The sequence below is a fragment of the Anoxybacteroides tepidamans genome, assembly GCF_014201465.1.
In the GTDB taxonomy this organism is placed as follows: domain Bacteria; phylum Bacillota; class Bacilli; order Bacillales; family Anoxybacillaceae; genus Anoxybacteroides; species Anoxybacteroides tepidamans.
The window spans coordinates 232,688-249,754 of sequence record NZ_JACHEP010000002.1 but is presented as its reverse complement, the minus strand read 5'-3'; the positions used below and the strand labels follow the sequence as shown (position 1 = coordinate 249,754).

Annotated in this window: 14 protein-coding genes and 1 other annotated feature; all 14 genes read left to right on the top strand. The window is 47.8% G+C overall.

Annotated features, from left to right (window positions below; translation table 11 throughout):
- Positions 1–7: 7 nt before the first annotated feature.
- Positions 8–221: a binding site (T-box leader), on the top strand.
- Positions 222–270: 49 nt separating this feature from the next.
- The 14 genes from ileS (at position 271) to HNQ34_RS04050 (ending at position 17,032) form a co-directional block, all read left to right on the top strand.
- Complete coding sequence (ileS, locus tag HNQ34_RS04115; protein WP_183251840.1) at positions 271–3,045, top strand: isoleucine--tRNA ligase; 2,775 nt, start codon at positions 271–273, stop codon at positions 3,043–3,045.
- A gap of 171 nt (positions 3,046–3,216) precedes the next feature.
- Entirely contained in the window at positions 3,217–3,681 is a 465-nt protein-coding gene (lspA, locus tag HNQ34_RS04110; RefSeq protein ID WP_183251838.1) for a signal peptidase II, read from the top strand.
- A gap of 1 nt (position 3,682) precedes the next feature.
- Positions 3,683–4,594, top strand: coding sequence for an RluA family pseudouridine synthase (locus HNQ34_RS04105; protein WP_183251836.1), 912 nt, complete (start codon positions 3,683–3,685; stop codon positions 4,592–4,594).
- Positions 4,595–4,748: 154 nt separating this feature from the next.
- Positions 4,749–5,306: a bifunctional pyr operon transcriptional regulator/uracil phosphoribosyltransferase PyrR gene (gene pyrR, locus HNQ34_RS04100; RefSeq protein ID WP_183252217.1), complete on the top strand. Its 558-nt coding sequence runs from the start codon at positions 4,749–4,751 to the stop codon at positions 5,304–5,306.
- A 99-nt stretch (positions 5,307–5,405) separates the two neighbouring features.
- Entirely contained in the window at positions 5,406–6,710 is a 1,305-nt protein-coding gene (locus HNQ34_RS04095; protein ID WP_281375895.1) for a solute carrier family 23 protein, read from the top strand.
- Positions 6,711–6,941: 231 nt separating this feature from the next.
- Complete coding sequence (locus tag HNQ34_RS04090; protein ID WP_183251832.1) at positions 6,942–7,874, top strand: aspartate carbamoyltransferase catalytic subunit; 933 nt, start codon at positions 6,942–6,944, stop codon at positions 7,872–7,874.
- Entirely contained in the window at positions 7,840–9,126 is a 1,287-nt protein-coding gene (locus HNQ34_RS04085) for a dihydroorotase (RefSeq protein ID WP_183251830.1), read from the top strand. The genes HNQ34_RS04090 and HNQ34_RS04085 overlap by 35 nt, the downstream gene beginning before the upstream one ends.
- Complete coding sequence (locus tag HNQ34_RS04080; RefSeq protein ID WP_183251828.1) at positions 9,123–10,217, top strand: carbamoyl phosphate synthase small subunit; 1,095 nt, start codon at positions 9,123–9,125, stop codon at positions 10,215–10,217. Before HNQ34_RS04085 ends, HNQ34_RS04080 begins: the two co-directional genes overlap by 4 nt.
- Positions 10,210–13,401, top strand: coding sequence for a carbamoyl-phosphate synthase large subunit (gene carB / locus HNQ34_RS04075; RefSeq protein WP_183251826.1), 3,192 nt, complete (start codon positions 10,210–10,212; stop codon positions 13,399–13,401). The genes HNQ34_RS04080 and carB overlap by 8 nt, the downstream gene beginning before the upstream one ends.
- A gap of 11 nt (positions 13,402–13,412) precedes the next feature.
- Positions 13,413–14,168 (top strand): dihydroorotate dehydrogenase electron transfer subunit, encoded by a 756-nt coding sequence (locus tag HNQ34_RS04070; protein WP_409978354.1) that lies wholly within the window; start codon positions 13,413–13,415, stop codon positions 14,166–14,168.
- Positions 14,165–15,106, top strand: a complete 942-nt coding sequence (locus HNQ34_RS04065) for a dihydroorotate dehydrogenase (RefSeq protein WP_183251814.1) — start codon at positions 14,165–14,167, stop codon at positions 15,104–15,106. Before HNQ34_RS04070 ends, HNQ34_RS04065 begins: the two co-directional genes overlap by 4 nt.
- Positions 15,078–15,797: an orotidine-5'-phosphate decarboxylase gene (pyrF, locus tag HNQ34_RS04060; protein ID WP_183251805.1), complete on the top strand. Its 720-nt coding sequence runs from the start codon at positions 15,078–15,080 to the stop codon at positions 15,795–15,797. Before HNQ34_RS04065 ends, pyrF begins: the two co-directional genes overlap by 29 nt.
- Entirely contained in the window at positions 15,794–16,417 is a 624-nt protein-coding gene (gene pyrE / locus HNQ34_RS04055) for an orotate phosphoribosyltransferase (RefSeq protein ID WP_183251785.1), read from the top strand. The genes pyrF and pyrE overlap by 4 nt, the downstream gene beginning before the upstream one ends.
- Positions 16,418–16,468: 51 nt before the next feature.
- A complete protein-coding gene (locus HNQ34_RS04050) occupies positions 16,469–17,032 on the top strand; it encodes a Uma2 family endonuclease (RefSeq protein WP_183251783.1) in 564 nt (187 codons plus the stop codon).
- Positions 17,033–17,067: the final 35 nt, after the last annotated feature.

The following is a 17,067-nucleotide window of genomic DNA, read 5'->3' as shown; positions in this document are numbered from 1 at the left end:
GACATATAAATTGACGATGAAAGGGACAGTAGCTCTTTCACATGCTTATGATAGCGAGCCGAGGATGGTGGAAGCTCGGCATAAGCGAAAGAGTGAACATCACCCTGGAGTTCCATGCTGAACAAAAGTAGGCAATGGCGCGTCATTCCCGTTACGAATGCAGAGTGGACTATTTGGATAGTCAATAAGGGTGGTACCGCGAGACCGTTCTCGTCCCTTTTTGGGAGAGGACGGTTTTTTATGTTGATAAAAAATTTGGAGGAATGAGGAATGGACTATAAAGACACGTTATTAATGCCACAAACAGATTTTCCAATGCGCGGAAATCTTCCGCAGCGTGAACCGCAAATTCAAGCAAAATGGGAAGAGATGGACATTTATCGAAAAGTGCAAGAGCGTACGAAAGGCCGTCCATTGTTTGTATTGCATGACGGTCCTCCGTATGCGAACGGCGATATTCATATGGGGCATGCGCTCAACAAAATTTTAAAAGACTTTATCGTCCGCTATAAATCGATGAGCGGCTATTGTGCACCGTATGTTCCGGGTTGGGATACGCACGGTTTGCCGATTGAAACGGCGCTCACGAAAAATAAAGGCGTAAACCGCAAAGAAATGAGCGTGGCGGAGTTCCGCAAACTTTGTGAGGAGTATGCCTATGAACAAATTGACAGTCAGCGCCAGCAGTTTAAGCGGCTCGGCGTGCGCGGTGACTGGAACAATCCGTACATTACGCTAAAGCCGGAATATGAAGCACAGCAAATTAAAGTGTTTGGCGAAATGGCGAAAAAGGGCTTGATTTATAAAGGATTGAAGCCTGTCTACTGGTCTCCGTCAAGCGAATCCGCGTTGGCGGAAGCGGAGATTGAATATAAAGATAAACGTTCCCCGTCTATCTATGTAGCGTTTCCGGTGAAAGACGGAAAAGGTGTGCTTGACGGCGATGAAAAAGTCGTCATTTGGACGACGACTCCTTGGACGATTCCGGCGAACTTAGGGATCGCGGTTCATCCTGATTTGGAATATAGCGTCGTTCAAGTCGGTCAAGCAAAATATGTAGTTGCTTCAGCATTGCTTGAGTCGGTGAAAAAAGAAATCGGTTGGGAAGAAACAACGGTTGTTAAAACGTTGAAAGGAAAAGAGTTGGAGTACGTTGTGGCGAAGCATCCGTTTTACGATCGCGATTCGCTCGTCGTGTGCGGAGAGCATGTCACGACAGACGCAGGTACAGGATGCGTTCATACTGCGCCAGGACACGGGGAAGATGACTTCATCGTTGGGCAAAAATACGGTTTAGGGGTGCTTTGTCCGGTCGACGAGCGCGGATATATGACGGAAGAAGCGCTCGGATTTGCAGGGCTTTTTTATGATGAAGCGAACAAAGCAATTACGGAAAAATTGAACGAAGTCGGCGCTTTATTAAAGCTAAGCTTTATTACGCACTCGTACCCGCACGATTGGCGCACGAAACAACCGACGATTTTCCGAGCGACTTCGCAATGGTTTGCATCGATTGATAAAATTCGCGACGAATTATTAAAAGCGGTGCACGAAACGAAATGGGTGCCTGCTTGGGGAGAAACTCGCCTTTACAATATGATTCGTGACCGCGGCGACTGGTGTATTTCCCGTCAGCGCGCGTGGGGTGTGCCGATTCCCGTCTTTTATGCGGAAAACGGTGAGCCGATTATTACAGATGAAACGATTGAACACGTATCGAACTTATTTAGACAATACGGCTCTAACGTGTGGTTTGAGCGGGAAGCAAAAGATTTATTGCCGGAAGGATTTACACATCCAGGAAGTCCAAACGGTCATTTTACGAAAGAAACCGATATTATGGACGTATGGTTTGACTCCGGTTCTTCGCATCAAGCCGTGCTTGAAGAACGGGACGATTTGCAGCGCCCTGCTGATCTTTATCTCGAAGGTTCCGACCAATACCGCGGCTGGTTTAACTCTTCGCTTTCTACGGCAGTCGCTGTGACAGGGAAAGCGCCATATAAGGGAGTGCTCAGCCACGGATTTGTTCTCGACGGCGAAGGGCGGAAAATGAGCAAATCGCTCGGAAACGTCGTTGTGCCAGCGAAAGTGATGGAACAGTTAGGTGCGGATATTTTGCGGCTTTGGGTCGCTTCTGTCGATTATCAAGCGGATGTGCGCATCTCTGACAGCATTTTGAAACAAGTCGCCGAAGTGTACCGCAAAATTCGCAATACGTTCCGCTTCTTGCTTGGCAACTTGTTTGATTTTAACCCGGAAACAAACGCTGTTCCGTTGGCGGAGTTGCGCGAAGTGGACCGCTACATGCTAGTGAAATTAAACCGTTTGATTGAAAAAGTGAAACGTTCGTATGAAATATACGATTTTGCAGCGATTTATCATGATGTGAACAATTTCTGCACCGTTGATTTGAGTGCCTTTTATTTAGATTTTGCTAAAGACATTCTTTACATTGAAGCGCCGGATCATCAAGAACGCCGTTCGATTCAAACGGTGTTATACGAAACGCTTGTGGCGTTAACGAAGCTGATTGCGCCAATTTTACCACACACAGCGGATGAAGTATGGAGCCATATTCCGAATCGAAAAGAGAAAGAGGAAAGCGTTCAGCTTGTCGATATGCCGGAAGCGATGGAAATCGAAGAAGCAGATCAGCTGCTTGCAAAATGGGATGCGTTCATGAACGTGCGCGATGATGTATTAAAAGCGCTTGAAGTGGCGCGGAACGAAAAAGTAATCGGCAAATCGTTGACAGCGCATTTAACTGTGTATCCGACGAAAGAAACGAAACAGCTTCTCGATTCGATCGAGGAAAGTTTGAAACAGCTCTTTATTGTGTCTGGTTTCGAAGTTGCCGGAGATTATGCAGTCGCACCTGAAGAGGCGCAAAAATTTGCAAGCATGGCGATTGTCGTTCGCCAAGCAGAAGGCGAAACGTGCGAACGATGCTGGGTTGTGACGCCAGAAGTCGGCCAAGATAAAGAGCATCCAACATTATGCCCGCGCTGTGCTCACATTGTGAAAGAGCATTATATGGCCTAAAAACAGGGCTCGCCTGATGATGGCGGGCTCGTTTTTTTTGGATTGTACATGAAGCGCTATGGGGCAATGAGGTCGCTCGAGGATTACGGCAAAAAAGCGCTCATCATTGTCTATCTGTTTACGATTGTGCTACAATTCATTAAGTACATATGTTGAGTTGGAGGGAATCGCGTGTTTTATTATTTAATTGCGCTCGTGGTGATTGCGATCGATCAGTTTACAAAATGGTTAGTTGTAACGAATATGAAGATTGGCGAAAGCATTACGATCATTCCGAACGTGCTATATATTACTTCCCATCGCAATCGCGGGGCGGCATGGGGAATTTTGCAAGGACAGTTTTGGCTATTTTATCTCATTACGATCATTGTTGTTATCGGCTTAGTAATTTATATTCAGCGCCTGCCCCGCGAAGAGCGGTTATTTGGCATTGCGCTCGGCTTTATGCTCGGTGGAGCGATCGGGAATTTTATTGACCGGCTCGTTCGAAAAGAAGTTGTCGATTTTATTCATACGTATATTTTTACATACGATTTCCCGATTTTTAATATCGCTGATTCCGCCTTATCTATTGGTGTGGCGCTCGTTTTTTTACACACATTTGTGACTGGTGCGAAGGAAAAGGGGAATCAATAATATGGACGTAGTAAAATTTCATATTGAGGAAGAGTATGATCGTGAACGAATTGATAAAGTCATTTCTGCGTTGAATGAAGAATGGTCGCGCTCGCAAGTTCAGCAATGGATCAAAGACGGGCTTGTGATGGTGAACGGCAAAACGGTAAAAGCCAACTATAAATGTTCTGTCGGCGATGAGGTGGTCATTGCTTTACCGGAACCGGAGCCGCTTGACGTTGAGCCGGAAGAAATGGATTTAGATATTTATTACGAAGATGCCGATGTGCTTGTTGTGAATAAACCGCGCGGGATGGTGGTCCATCCTGCGCCTGGACATATGCGCGGCACGTTGGTGAACGGTTTGCTTGCCCATTGCAAAGATTTATCAGGCATTAACGACGTGCTTCGGCCGGGGATTGTACACCGCATCGATAAAGATACGTCCGGCTTGTTGATGGTCGCGAAAAACGATATGGCGCATGAGTCGCTCGTCAACCAATTAGTGAACAAAACGGTGACGCGCAAATATAAGGCGATTGTCCACGGCGTTATTCCGCATGATTACGGAACGATCGATGCCCCGATCGGACGCGACAAACATGACCGCCAAAGTATGGCGGTTGTCGAAGACGGGAAAGAAGCGGTGACACATTTCCGCGTGCTCGAACGGTTTTCGAATTTTACGTTTATTGAATGCCAATTAGAAACAGGGCGGACGCATCAAATTCGCGTCCATATGAAATATATCGGTTATCCGCTTGCTGGGGATCCGAAGTATGGCCCGAAAAAGACGTTGCTGATCGATGGACAAGCGCTGCATGCCGGCGTGCTAGGGTTTACCCATCCGCGCACGGGGGAGTATTTGGAGTTTGAAGCCCCGCTGCCGCCGGAGTTTGAACAGCTGCTGTATACGTTGAGAAATAATCGTTGACAAACAGCTTCATGCAACATACAATGAATTCAAGTGAAAAGAACCTTTAAATTCAGTCCCGTGAGGCTGAGAAGGTGGCGGATACAGGTGAAATATGCCCAATTCTACCCTCTCGCCAATCGGTGAGAGGGTTTTTTGCATGGGGGTGAAAGAAGTGCAAAAAGCAGTCGTGATGGACGAACAGGCGGTTCGCCGCGCCTTGACGCGCATCGCCCACGAAATTATCGAGCGGAATAAAGGGATTGACGGCTGTGTGCTTGTCGGCATTAAAACGCGTGGCATTTATTTAGCCAAACGGCTAGCGGAACGGATTGAACAAATTGAAGGTGCGGCGATCCCGGTTGGGGAGCTCGATATTACGCTCTACCGCGATGATTTGACGACAAAAACAAGCGATAAAGAACCGCTTGTGAAAGGTTCCAATATCCCGTTTGATGTGACTAATAAAAAAGTCGTGTTAGTCGATGATGTATTGTTTACAGGACGAACGGTGCGAGCGGCAATGGATGCGATCATAGATTTCGGCCGTCCGGCGCAAATTCAGCTGGCCGTGTTAGTCGATCGTGGCCACCGCGAACTACCGATTCGCGCGGACTTTGTCGGCAAAAATATTCCGACGTCAAGCGCGGAAATGATCGTTGTCGAATTGCAAGAAGTAGACGGATTGGATCAAGTAAGCATTCATGAAAAAATAAATGAACACCCTTTTTAAAGGCAGTCCTGCGAGGCTGACAAAGGGGGGCGATTTTGTCATACCCTCTTTGTGCCTTGCGCCAAGAGGGTTTTTATTATGGAAAAGGGGAGAAAGATGATGAATAAACCAGTATTAGATATTAAAGACGTACCTTCACCGTTGCAATGGCTAACATTAAGCTTACAACATTTATTTGCGATGTTCGGGGCGACGATTTTAGTTCCATATCTTGTCGGATTAAGTCCAGCGATGGCGCTCATTTCGAGCGGCCTTGGAACGCTTGCCTTTTTAATTATTACAAAATGGCAAGTGCCTGCGTATCTCGGCTCTTCGTTTGCATTTATCTCGCCGATTATCGCAGCAAAAGCAGCCGGAGGCCCTGGCGCGGCGATGATTGGCAGCTTCTTGGCGGGGCTTGTGTACGGCGTTGTGGCTCTCATCATTAAAAAAGCAGGCTATCGCTGGATTATGAATTTGTTGCCGCCTGTTGTCGTCGGGCCGGTCATTATCGTCATCGGTTTAGGGCTTGCGAATGTCGCTGTCGGTATGGCGATGAACGGACCAGATGGCAAGTATAACCTCACGTATTTTTCAGTGGCGCTTGTGACGCTTGCAGCGACGATTGTATGTTCCATTTTCTCGCGCGGCTTGTTCAGCTTAGTTCCTGTCTTAGCAGGAATTATCGTCGGGTATGTATATGCACTAATCATCGGTGTTGTCGATTTATCGAAAGTAGCGAAAGCAAAGCTGTTTGAAATGCCAGATTTCTTATTGCCAGGCATCGATTATCCAATTCATATTACCGGACAAATTGTCCTGCTTATGGTGCCAGTTGCGATTGTCACACTGTCGGAGCATATCGGCCACCAGCTTGTCTTAAGCAAAGTCGTCGGACGTGACTACATTAAAAATCCAGGCTTGCATCGCTCCATTTTAGGCGACGGTACAGCGACGATGATTTCTGCATTGATCGGTGGACCGCCAAAAACGACGTACGGTGAAAATATCGGCGTGCTCGCGATTACGCGCGTCTATAGCGTATACGTATTAGCCGGAGCGGCCGTGCTTGCGATTGTGTTCGGATTCATTGGAAAAATTACTGCGTTGATCGGCTCGATTCCGACGCCGGTGATGGGCGGAGTATCGATCCTTCTGTTTGGAATTATCGCTTCTTCCGGCTTGCGCATGCTTGTCGATAGCAAAGTCGATTTCGGCGATAAGCGAAACTTGGTTATCTCGTCCGTCATTCTCGTCATCGGCATTGGCGGTGCGATATTAAAAATATCGGAGACGTTTCAAATTCAAGGAATGGCATTAGCCGCGATTGTCGGCGTCATTTTAAACTTGATTTTACCGGGACGTCCGGAAGTCAACGAAAATATGTTTGAACTCGAAAAAACAAATGATGATCATGTTGCGTAAGTCACCTTTTAATTAAGTCCAGTGAGACTTAAAAGGGTGTTCCTGTTCGCGTAAAAAGAAAAAGAACCAACGCCAGCAACCGTTGGTCTCTTTCTACACACCTTTTTACGCCTAAAAACGGTGTAGCACCCTGTCAATTGGACAGGGTGTTTTTTTATAAAATAAGAACGAGTTTTGAGTTGCTTTCCGGCTTTTGCCTCAGTTTTTCTTAACTTTAAGGGGGAAGAAAAAATGAATCATTTACTGACATTAGCGGAATTATCGTTAGAGGAAGTTCTCACATTGCTCGATGAAGCGGAACAATTTTCGCGTGGAACGCATTGGCGTATGCCAGAACCGGCTTTTGTCGCGAACTTATTTTTTGAACCGAGCACGCGAACAAAATGCAGCTTTGAAGTGGCAGAAAGAAGATTGGGGCTTCATGTCATTCCGTTTGATGCCGATATGTCGAGCGTGCAAAAAGGAGAAACGCTGTATGATACGATTCGCACGCTTGAGTCGATCGGGGTTCAGACGGTTGTAATCAGACACCCGGAAGATCGCTATTTCGAGGAGTTGCGTCATTCGGTCCACATTCCGATCATTAACGCCGGGGACGGATGCGGCCACCATCCAACGCAATCGCTATTGGATTTAATGACGATCCGGCAGGAGTTTGGCACGTTTCGTGGCTTGACTGTTGCGATTGTCGGCGATATTCGCCATAGCCGCGTTGCTCGCTCGAATGCAGAAGTATTGACAAGGCTTGGGGCAACGGTACTGTTTTCTAGCCCAGAACAATGGAAAGACGACACAAATTCGTATGGAACATACGTTGATTTGGATACGGCTGTTCGCGAAGCAGATGTCGTAATGCTCCTTCGCATTCAGCATGAGCGGCACGGTGAAAAAATGGGGCTGACGAAAGAGCAATATCACGAGCAATACGGGCTAACGATCGCGCGGGAACAAATGATGAAGCCGAAAAGCATCATTTTACACCCAGCTCCTGTCAACCGTGATGTCGAAATTGCGAGCAGTCTTGTCGAATGCGAACGGTCCCGCATTTTTAAACAAATGGAAAATGGAGTGTACGTGCGCATGGCCGTTTTAAAACGGGCGCTTCAATCAGACGAAAGGGGAATGCACAATGGCTATTATTTTAAAAAATGCTCTCTCGCTTAATGAAGCAGGGGTGCTTGTGCCAACAGAAATCAAAATCGCCGGAGACGTGATCGCTGAAATCGCCCCAACGATCGCAGCAAACGATGAAGATGAAGTGATCGATGTTGCTGGTCAACTGCTTGCGCCAGGATTTATCGATTTGCATGTGCATTTGCGCGAGCCGGGAGGGGAACATAAAGAAACGATTGCAACGGGGACGCTTGCGGCGGCCAAAGGCGGTTTTACAACAGTTGCGGCGATGCCGAATACTCGCCCTGTTCCTGATACGAAAGAACAAATGGATTGGCTCGTTGAACGCATCCGCCAAACCGCCCATGTAAATGTCCTTCCGTATGCGGCGATTACGATTCGCCAGCTCGGAAAAGAACGAACTGATTTTGCTGCATTAAAAGAAGCGGGCGCGTTTGCGTTTACGGATGATGGTGTCGGAGTGCAAAGCGCGCACATGATGTATGAAGCGATGAAGCAAGCAGCTGCTCTCGATATGGCGATTGTCGCTCATTGCGAAGATGAAACGCTAACATATAAAGGATGTGTCCATGACGGTACATTTGCGAAAAAATATGGACTTTCCGGCATTCCATCTGTAGCGGAATCCGTTCATATCGCCCGCGATGTGTTGCTAGCGGAAGCGACGGGATGTCATTATCACGTCTGTCACATCAGCACGAAACAATCGGTTCGCATCGTGCGCGAGGCGAAGCGGGCCGGCATTCGCGTTACCGCCGAAGTGACGCCGCACCATCTTCTTCTTTGCGATGAAGACATCCTAGGGCTTGACGCAAATTTTAAAATGAATCCGCCGCTAAGAAGCAAAGAAGACCGAGAAGCGTTGATTGAAGGGTTGCTTGATGGGACGATCGATTTTATCGCAACCGACCATGCGCCGCATACAGAAGCGGAAAAACAGGAAGGAATGGAACTAGCACCGTTTGGCATTGTCGGGTTGGAAACGGCGTTCCCGCTCCTTTACACGCATTTCGTTGAAACGAACATTTGCACATTAAAGCAGCTCATTGATTGGTTGACGAAGAAGCCGGCAGAAGCGTTTCAGCTGAACCGAGGGACATTGGCCGTCGGCGCCAAAGCGGATGTAACAATTATCGATTTGCAGGCAGAACAAACGATTGATCCGGCTACGTTCGTATCGAAAGGAAAAAATACACCGTTTGCCGGCTGGACGTGCAAAGGGTGGCCGACGATGACGTTTGTAAACGGAAAACTTGTATGGAAGAAAGGAAGAGAATCATGAAGCGACAACTCATTTTAGAAGACGGGACATTTTTCATCGGGGAAGCGTTTGGCAGTACGGAACAAAAGATCGGGGAAGTCGTGTTTAATACGGGAATGACCGGCTATCAAGAAATTTTGTCCGATCCGTCTTATTGCGGGCAAATTGTCACAATGACGTATCCGTTAATTGGCAACTACGGCATTAACCGTGACGATTTTGAATCAATTGAGCCGCACATTCACGGATTTGTCGTAAAAGAAATGTGCGATGTGCCTTCCAACTGGCGAAATGAGATGACGCTTGATGAATATTTCAAAGAAAAAAACATTCCAGGCTTAGCAGGCGTCGATACGCGTAAATTGACACGCATCATTCGCCAATATGGAACGTTAAAAGGAATGATTTGCGATGCGGATGTAAGCGTGGAAGAGGCCGTTACTTATTTAAAAGAAACGAAGCTGCCGCGTGATCAAGTAAAGCGCGTTTCGACAAAAAGCGCCTATCCAAGCCCGGGCCGCGGTCATCGGGTCGTATTGGTTGACTTTGGAATGAAGCACGGCATTTTGCGCGAATTAAATAAACGAAACTGTGATGTAATCGTTCTTCCGTATAATGCGACAGCACAAGATGTGCTACGTTTGCATCCGGACGGCGTCATGTTATCGAACGGACCTGGCGACCCGAAAGATGTGCCGGAAGCAATTGATATGATTCAAGGGATACTCGGGCGCGTTCCGCTCTTTGGCATTTGCCTCGGTCACCAGCTGTTTGCGCTCGCTTGCGGTGCGGATACGGAGAAAATGAAATTTGGCCATCGCGGTTCGAACCACCCGGTCAAACATTTGGCGACCGGAAAAGTGGCGATTACGTCGCAAAACCACGGCTATACTGTCAACGCTGAATCGCTTTCGAATACCCGTCTGGAAGTGACGCACGTTGCATTAAACGACGGAACGGTTGAAGGGCTTCGCCATCTCGATTATCCGGCTTTCACGGTGCAATATCATCCGGAAGCTTCGCCAGGGCCGGAAGATGCGAACAATTTATTTGATGAATTTATGGCGATGATTGAACAGTTCAAAAAAGAAGGGGAGATCGTTCATGCCTAAACGCCACGATATCGAAACGATTCTTGTCATCGGTTCTGGTCCGATTGTGATCGGGCAGGCAGCCGAGTTTGACTACGCCGGAACGCAAGCGTGTCTGGCGCTGAAAGAAGAAGGATACAAAGTGATTTTAGTCAACTCCAATCCGGCGACGATTATGACCGATACAGAAATTGCCGACAAAGTCTATATGGAACCGTTGACGCTTGAGTTTGTTTCCCGCATTATCCGCAAAGAGCGGCCGGATGCGATTTTGCCGACGCTTGGCGGCCAAACGGGGTTGAATTTAGCCGTTGAGTTGGCGAAAGCGGGCATACTTGAAGAATGCGGAGTAGAAATTCTCGGAACGAAATTAGAAGCGATTGAAAAAGCGGAAGACCGCGAATTGTTCCGCGCCTTGATGAATGAATTAGGCGAGCCAGTACCGGAAAGTGAAATTATTCATAGCTTAGAAGAAGCGTACGGGTTTGTGGAAAAAGTCGGCTATCCGGTCATCGTTCGTCCGGCGTTTACGCTCGGCGGCACAGGGGGCGGCATTTGTACGAACGAAGAAGAGTTGATCGAGATTGTTTCGAGCGGTTTAAAATTAAGCCCTGTTCACCAATGCTTGCTAGAAAAAAGCATTGCCGGCTATAAAGAAATTGAATACGAAGTGATGCGCGACTCAAACGATAATGCGATCGTCGTATGTAATATGGAAAATATCGATCCTGTCGGCATTCATACAGGCGATTCGATCGTCGTTGCGCCAAGCCAAACGTTAAGCGACCGCGAATATCAACTGTTGCGCAACGCATCTTTGCGCATTATTCGCGCGCTAGGCATTGAGGGCGGTTGCAACGTGCAGCTAGCGCTTGACCCGCATAGTTTTCATTATTACGTCATTGAGGTGAATCCTCGCGTCAGCCGCTCATCGGCGCTAGCGTCGAAGGCGACCGGCTACCCGATTGCTAAGCTTGCGGCAAAAATAGCGGTCGGACTTACGTTAGATGAAATGATTAATCCAGTAACAGGAAAAACGTATGCTTGCTTTGAACCGGCGCTTGACTATGTCGTGACAAAAATTCCGCGCTTTCCGTTTGATAAATTTGAATCGGCGAACCGTCATCTCGGTACGCAAATGAAAGCGACCGGCGAGGTAATGGCGATCGGCCGGACGTTTGAAGAGTCGTTGCTGAAAGCGGTGCGCTCGTTGGAAACAAATGTGTACCATCTTGACATAAAAGGCGATGTGAGCGCCGAGTTACTCGAAAAACGCATTCGCAAAGCAGGCGATGAGCGGTTGTTTTACATTACGGAAGCATTGCGCCGCGGCATTTCTATCGAACAAATTCACGAATGGAGTCAAATCGACCGCTTCTTTTTAACAAAAATCGACCGCATCGTCCGCTATGAAACGGTCGTGCGCGATCACGTTGGCGATATCAATGTATTGCGAAAAGCAAAACAAATGGGCTTTTCCGATGTGGCGATTGCGAAACTTTGGAACATGAATGAACGCGATGTGTATGAAATGCGCAAACAAGCGGGCATCGTCCCTGTTTACAAGATGGTCGATACGTGCGCAGCTGAGTTTGAGTCAGAAACGCCATATTACTATAGCACGTATGAAGACGAAAACGAATCAATCGTTACGCCCCGCGAAAGCGTCGTCGTTCTTGGGTCCGGTCCGATTCGCATCGGGCAAGGAATCGAATTTGACTACGCGACCGTTCACTCGGTTTGGGCGATTAAAGAAGCGGGATATGAAGCGATTATTATTAACAACAATCCGGAAACGGTATCGACCGACTTTAGCATTTCTGACAAGCTCTATTTTGAACCGTTAACGATCGAAGACGTGATGCACGTCATTGATTTAGAACAGCCGGTTGGTGTCATCGTGCAATTTGGCGGCCAGACGGCGATTAACTTAGCAGCTGAGCTGGCTGCGCGCGGCGTACGCATTCTCGGCACATCGCTTGAAGATTTAGATCGTGCGGAAAACCGTGATAAGTTTGAACAAACGTTGTCGCAATTAGGCATCCCGCAACCGAAAGGAAAAACGGCGTTTTCGGTTCGTGAGGCGGTGCGCATCGCCGAAGAAATCGGCTATCCTGTGCTCGTCCGCCCATCGTATGTGCTCGGCGGCCGTGCGATGGAAATTGTCTACAAAGAAGAAGAGCTATTGCATTACATGGAACATGCGGTAAAAGTGAACCCGCAACATCCGGTGCTCATTGACCGGTATTTAATCGGAAAAGAAATTGAAGTCGATGCGATCTCGGACGGAGAAACCGTATTTATTCCAGGGATTATGGAGCACATTGAGCGGGCTGGCGTTCACTCAGGGGACTCGATTGCCGTTTATCCGCCGCAAACATTAACGAGCGATATACAGCAAAAAATTGTCGACTATACGGTGAAATTGGCGCGAGGATTGCGAATTGTCGGGTTGTTAAACATTCAGTTTGTCATGTACAAAAACGAAGTATACGTGTTGGAAGTGAATCCGCGCTCAAGCCGCACCGTTCCGTTTTTAAGCAAAATTACCGATGTTCCGATGGCCAATGTTGCGACAAAAGTCATTTTAGGCGCAAAGCTAAAGGATCTCGGTTATGAAACAGGGTTAAAGCCAGCAAGCGAAGGGGTATATGTAAAAGCGCCGGTTTTCTCATTTGCCAAATTGCGTAATGTCGATATTTCCCTCGGGCCGGAAATGAAATCGACAGGCGAAGTGATCGGAAAAGATCAAACGTTTGAAAAAGCGTTATATAAAGGGCTTGTTGCATCCGGCATTCATATTCGTCCACACGGTGCGGTGTTGTTGACGATTGCGGATAAAGATAAAGAAGAGGCGATTGAATTGGCCCGCCGTTTTTACGAGATTGGCTATCAGCTGTTAGCGACGAACGGAACAGCGGAAACGTTACGAGCGGCAGACATTCCAGTGACGGTTGTCAATAAAATCCATTCCGACTCGCCCAATATTTTAGATGTGATTCGGCAAGGAAAAGCGCAAGTCGTCATCAATACGCTAACGAAAGGCAAACAGCCGGAAAGCGACGGTTTCCGCATTCGCCGCGAAGCAGTCGAAAACGGCATTCCGTGCTTAACGTCGCTTGATACAGCAAAAGCAATGCTCTTAGTCATTGAATCGATGACGTTTTCAACGACGGCGATGTCGGAAAAGAAGGTGTACGCATGAAAACAGAAAAAATGACGATCGTTCATCACGAACGAATCGCGAAAAACATTTATCAAATAAGGCTAGCCGGTGCGCTTGTTGCTGAAATGAACGAGCCGGGACAATTTGTTCATATAAAAGTGACGGAGCAAGCCAATCCGTTGTTGCGCCGGCCGCTCAGCCTTTGTGACATCAACAAAGAAGCGGGTGAATGTACAATTATTTATCGGGCGGAAGGAGCGGGGACAACGCTTCTTGCGAAAAAACGTCCGGGGGAAATGGTCGATGTGCTCGGTCCGCTTGGGAATGGGTTTCCAATTGAAGCGGCGAAAACAGGGGAGCGTGCCCTCCTTGTCGGCGGCGGCATCGGCGTCCCGCCGCTGTATGAACTAGCAAAGCAGTTAGTGAAAAAAGGAGTTTCAGTGACGGTTGTGCTCGGCTTTCAAACGAAAGATGTCGTCTTTTATGAACAAAAGTTTGCCGAATTTGGTGAAACGTATGTCGCCACCGTTGACGGCTCTTACGGAACGAAAGGCTTTGTCACCAATGCTATTGATGACCGAGCGATCTCATTTGATGTGCTGTATGCGTGCGGACCGAAACCGATGTTAAAAGCGCTTGAACAAAAGTTTCCTGACAAAGACGCATACCTTTCGTTAGAAGAGCGGATGGGCTGCGGCATCGGGGCTTGTTTTGCCTGCGTTTGCCGTGTGCCGAACAGCGAAACGGCGTATAAAAAAGTGTGTAGCGACGGCCCTGTATTTAAAGCCGGGGAGGTAGTGTTATGAACCGTTTAGCCGTTCAATTGCCAGGTCTTTCGTTAAAAAATCCGGTCATGCCGGCGTCGGGCTGTTTCGGATTTGGTCGGGAATATGCGAAACTATATGATTTAAACGTGCTTGGGGCGATTATGATTAAAGCGACAACGCTTGAGCCGCGTTTCGGCAATCCGACACCGCGCGTAGCGGAAACGCCGAGCGGGATGTTAAACGCGATCGGCCTGCAAAATCCCGGCTTGGAAAAAGTGATGGAGGAAGAACTTCCGTGGCTAGCCCAATATGACGTGCCGATTATCGCCAATGTCGCTGGTTCGACGATGGAAGATTATGTAGAAGTCGCCAAACATATTTCAAAAGTGCCGAACGTTCATGCGCTCGAGTTAAATATTTCATGCCCGAACGTGAAAAAGGGCGGCATCGCATTCGGAACTGTTCCGGAAGTGGCGGCCGAATTGACGAAGTTAGTGAAAGAAGTGTCAGAAGTGCCGGTATATGTGAAACTGTCGCCGAATGTAACGAACATTGTCGAGATGGCGAAAGCGATCGAAGCGGCGGGAGCAGACGGGCTGACAATGATTAATACGCTGCTTGGTATGCGTATTGATGTGAAAACGGCCGAGCCGATTTTAGCCAATCGTACGGGAGGGCTATCTGGACCAGCGATTAAACCGATTGCGATTCGCATGATTTATGAAGTGAGTCAGGCGGTATCGATTCCGATCATCGGCATGGGCGGCATTCAATCTGCGGAAGATGTGATTGAATTTTTCTATGCTGGCGCAAGCGCCGTTGCGGTCGGAACGGCCAATTTTATCGATCCGTTCGTTTGCCCGAACATTATTGCCGAGCTGCCGGCATTGCTTGATGAGCTTGGCTTTGACCATATTTCCGAATGCACGGGAAGGAGCTGGAAAAAAGGTGGACCAACCGTTTATTGTGGCGCTTGATTTTTCATTAAAACGAGAAGTAAACGAATTTTTGCGGCCGTTTTCCCGCACACCGCTCTTTGTGAAAGTTGGCATGGAGCTGTATTACCAAGAAGGACCGGCGATCATTGCCGAGTTGAAAGAACAAGGGCACCGCATTTTTTTAGACTTAAAGCTTCACGATATTCCGAATACGGTAAAACAGGCGATGAAAGGGCTCGCCCGCCTAGGAGTTGATTTAGTGAACGTGCACGCTGCTGGCGGCACAAATATGATGCAAGCAGCGCTTGAAGGATTGGAATTAGGAACGCCAAGCGGAGCGCGCCGCCCGCATTGTATTGCGGTAACGCAGCTGACAAGTACAAGTGAACAAATGCTTCGTGATGAGCTTTGGATTGCGCGGCCGATGGAAGAAACGGTGCTTCATTATGCGGAGCTTGCGAAAGAAAGCGGGCTTGATGGTGTCGTCTGCTCAGCGAAAGAAGTGCCGTTGATTCGCGAGCATTTTGGCGAAACGTTTGTGACGGTGACACCAGGCATTCGTTTTGCCGACGAGGCAAAAGGGGATCAAGTGCGCGTTGTGACCCCAGCAGAAGCAAGAAAGCTTGGAGCGAATTTTATCGTCGTTGGCAGAAGCATTACTCGCGCTCTTGATCCATATGCGGCGTATGAGCGGCTACAATGGGAATGGAATGGAGGAGAGGGAAGATGAAAAAAGAAGTGGCGACACAATTGTTACAAATCGGGGCGGTATCTTTGAATCCTAGCGCGCCATTCACATGGTCATCAGGAATGAAATCGCCGATTTATTGCGATAATCGGTTGACGTTAGCATATCCAGCTGTTAGAAGCATGATTGCGGAAGGGCTTGTTTCACTCATTCGCACGTATTTTCCGAACGTCGAAGTCATTGCTGGCACCGCAACTGCCGGCATTCCGCATGCGGCATGGACGAGCGATCGTCTCAACTTGCCGATGTGTTACGTGCGCAGCCAAGCGAAAGGGCACGGAAAAGGGAAGCAGATTGAAGGGAAAGTGGAAAACGGACAAAAAGTTGTTGTCGTCGAAGATTTAATTTCAACGGGCGGCAGTTCACTAAACGCGGTGCGGGCGTTGCGCGAAGCAGGCTGTGAGGTGCTTGGTGTCGTTGCGATTTTTACATATGGGTTGGATAAAGGGAAGCAAGCGTTTCAAAAAGAAAACATCCCTGTCTATACGATTACCGACTATGATACGCTAATTGAAGCCGCTGTGGAACTTGGGGTTGTCACCGAACAAGAGCTTGCGACATTGCGCGCTTGGCGGGAACAGCCAGAAACGTGGGAGAAATGACGCGGATCAGCATCATGTTGTATAATGGAAGAAAAGAAAAGAGGGATGAACGTGTCGTTGCCTCGCTTTTCGAACGTTTCGTATGAACAATACGTTGCTTTGCGGCAAAGCAGCGATGAGCGATTAGAATATATTGACGGTGTTGTTTATATGACACCTTCACCAAGCATTCAGCATCAGCTCGTCTCGAGCAATCTTCATACACAGTTTGGGATGTATTTAAAAGGGAAACAATGCAAAGTGTTTGCGGCTCCGACTGATATTGAGTTAGTGAACGAAAAATTTCCTGAACGAAAAGTCGTCATTCCTGATTTAAGCATTATTTGTGATGAAAAAGGATTTACGGAAACGAAATATGTCGGTGTCCCGACGTTGATTGTCGAAATATTAAGCCCGTCGAACCAAGCGCATGATTTAGTAACGAAGTTTAATTTATACATGGCATATGGTGTAAAAGAATATTGGATTGTCAATCCGATGAAACAAGCTGTCACTGTCTATGTGCTAAATGAAGAAGGGCTTTATGAACAAGCAGATATTAAGGTTAGTACAGGAACGATCCAATCTGTCTGTTTTCCTAGTCTATGTGTCGATTTGCAAGAAATATTCCATTAATGGCGAAAAGCAACCGTGCGTGCGGTTGCTTTTTT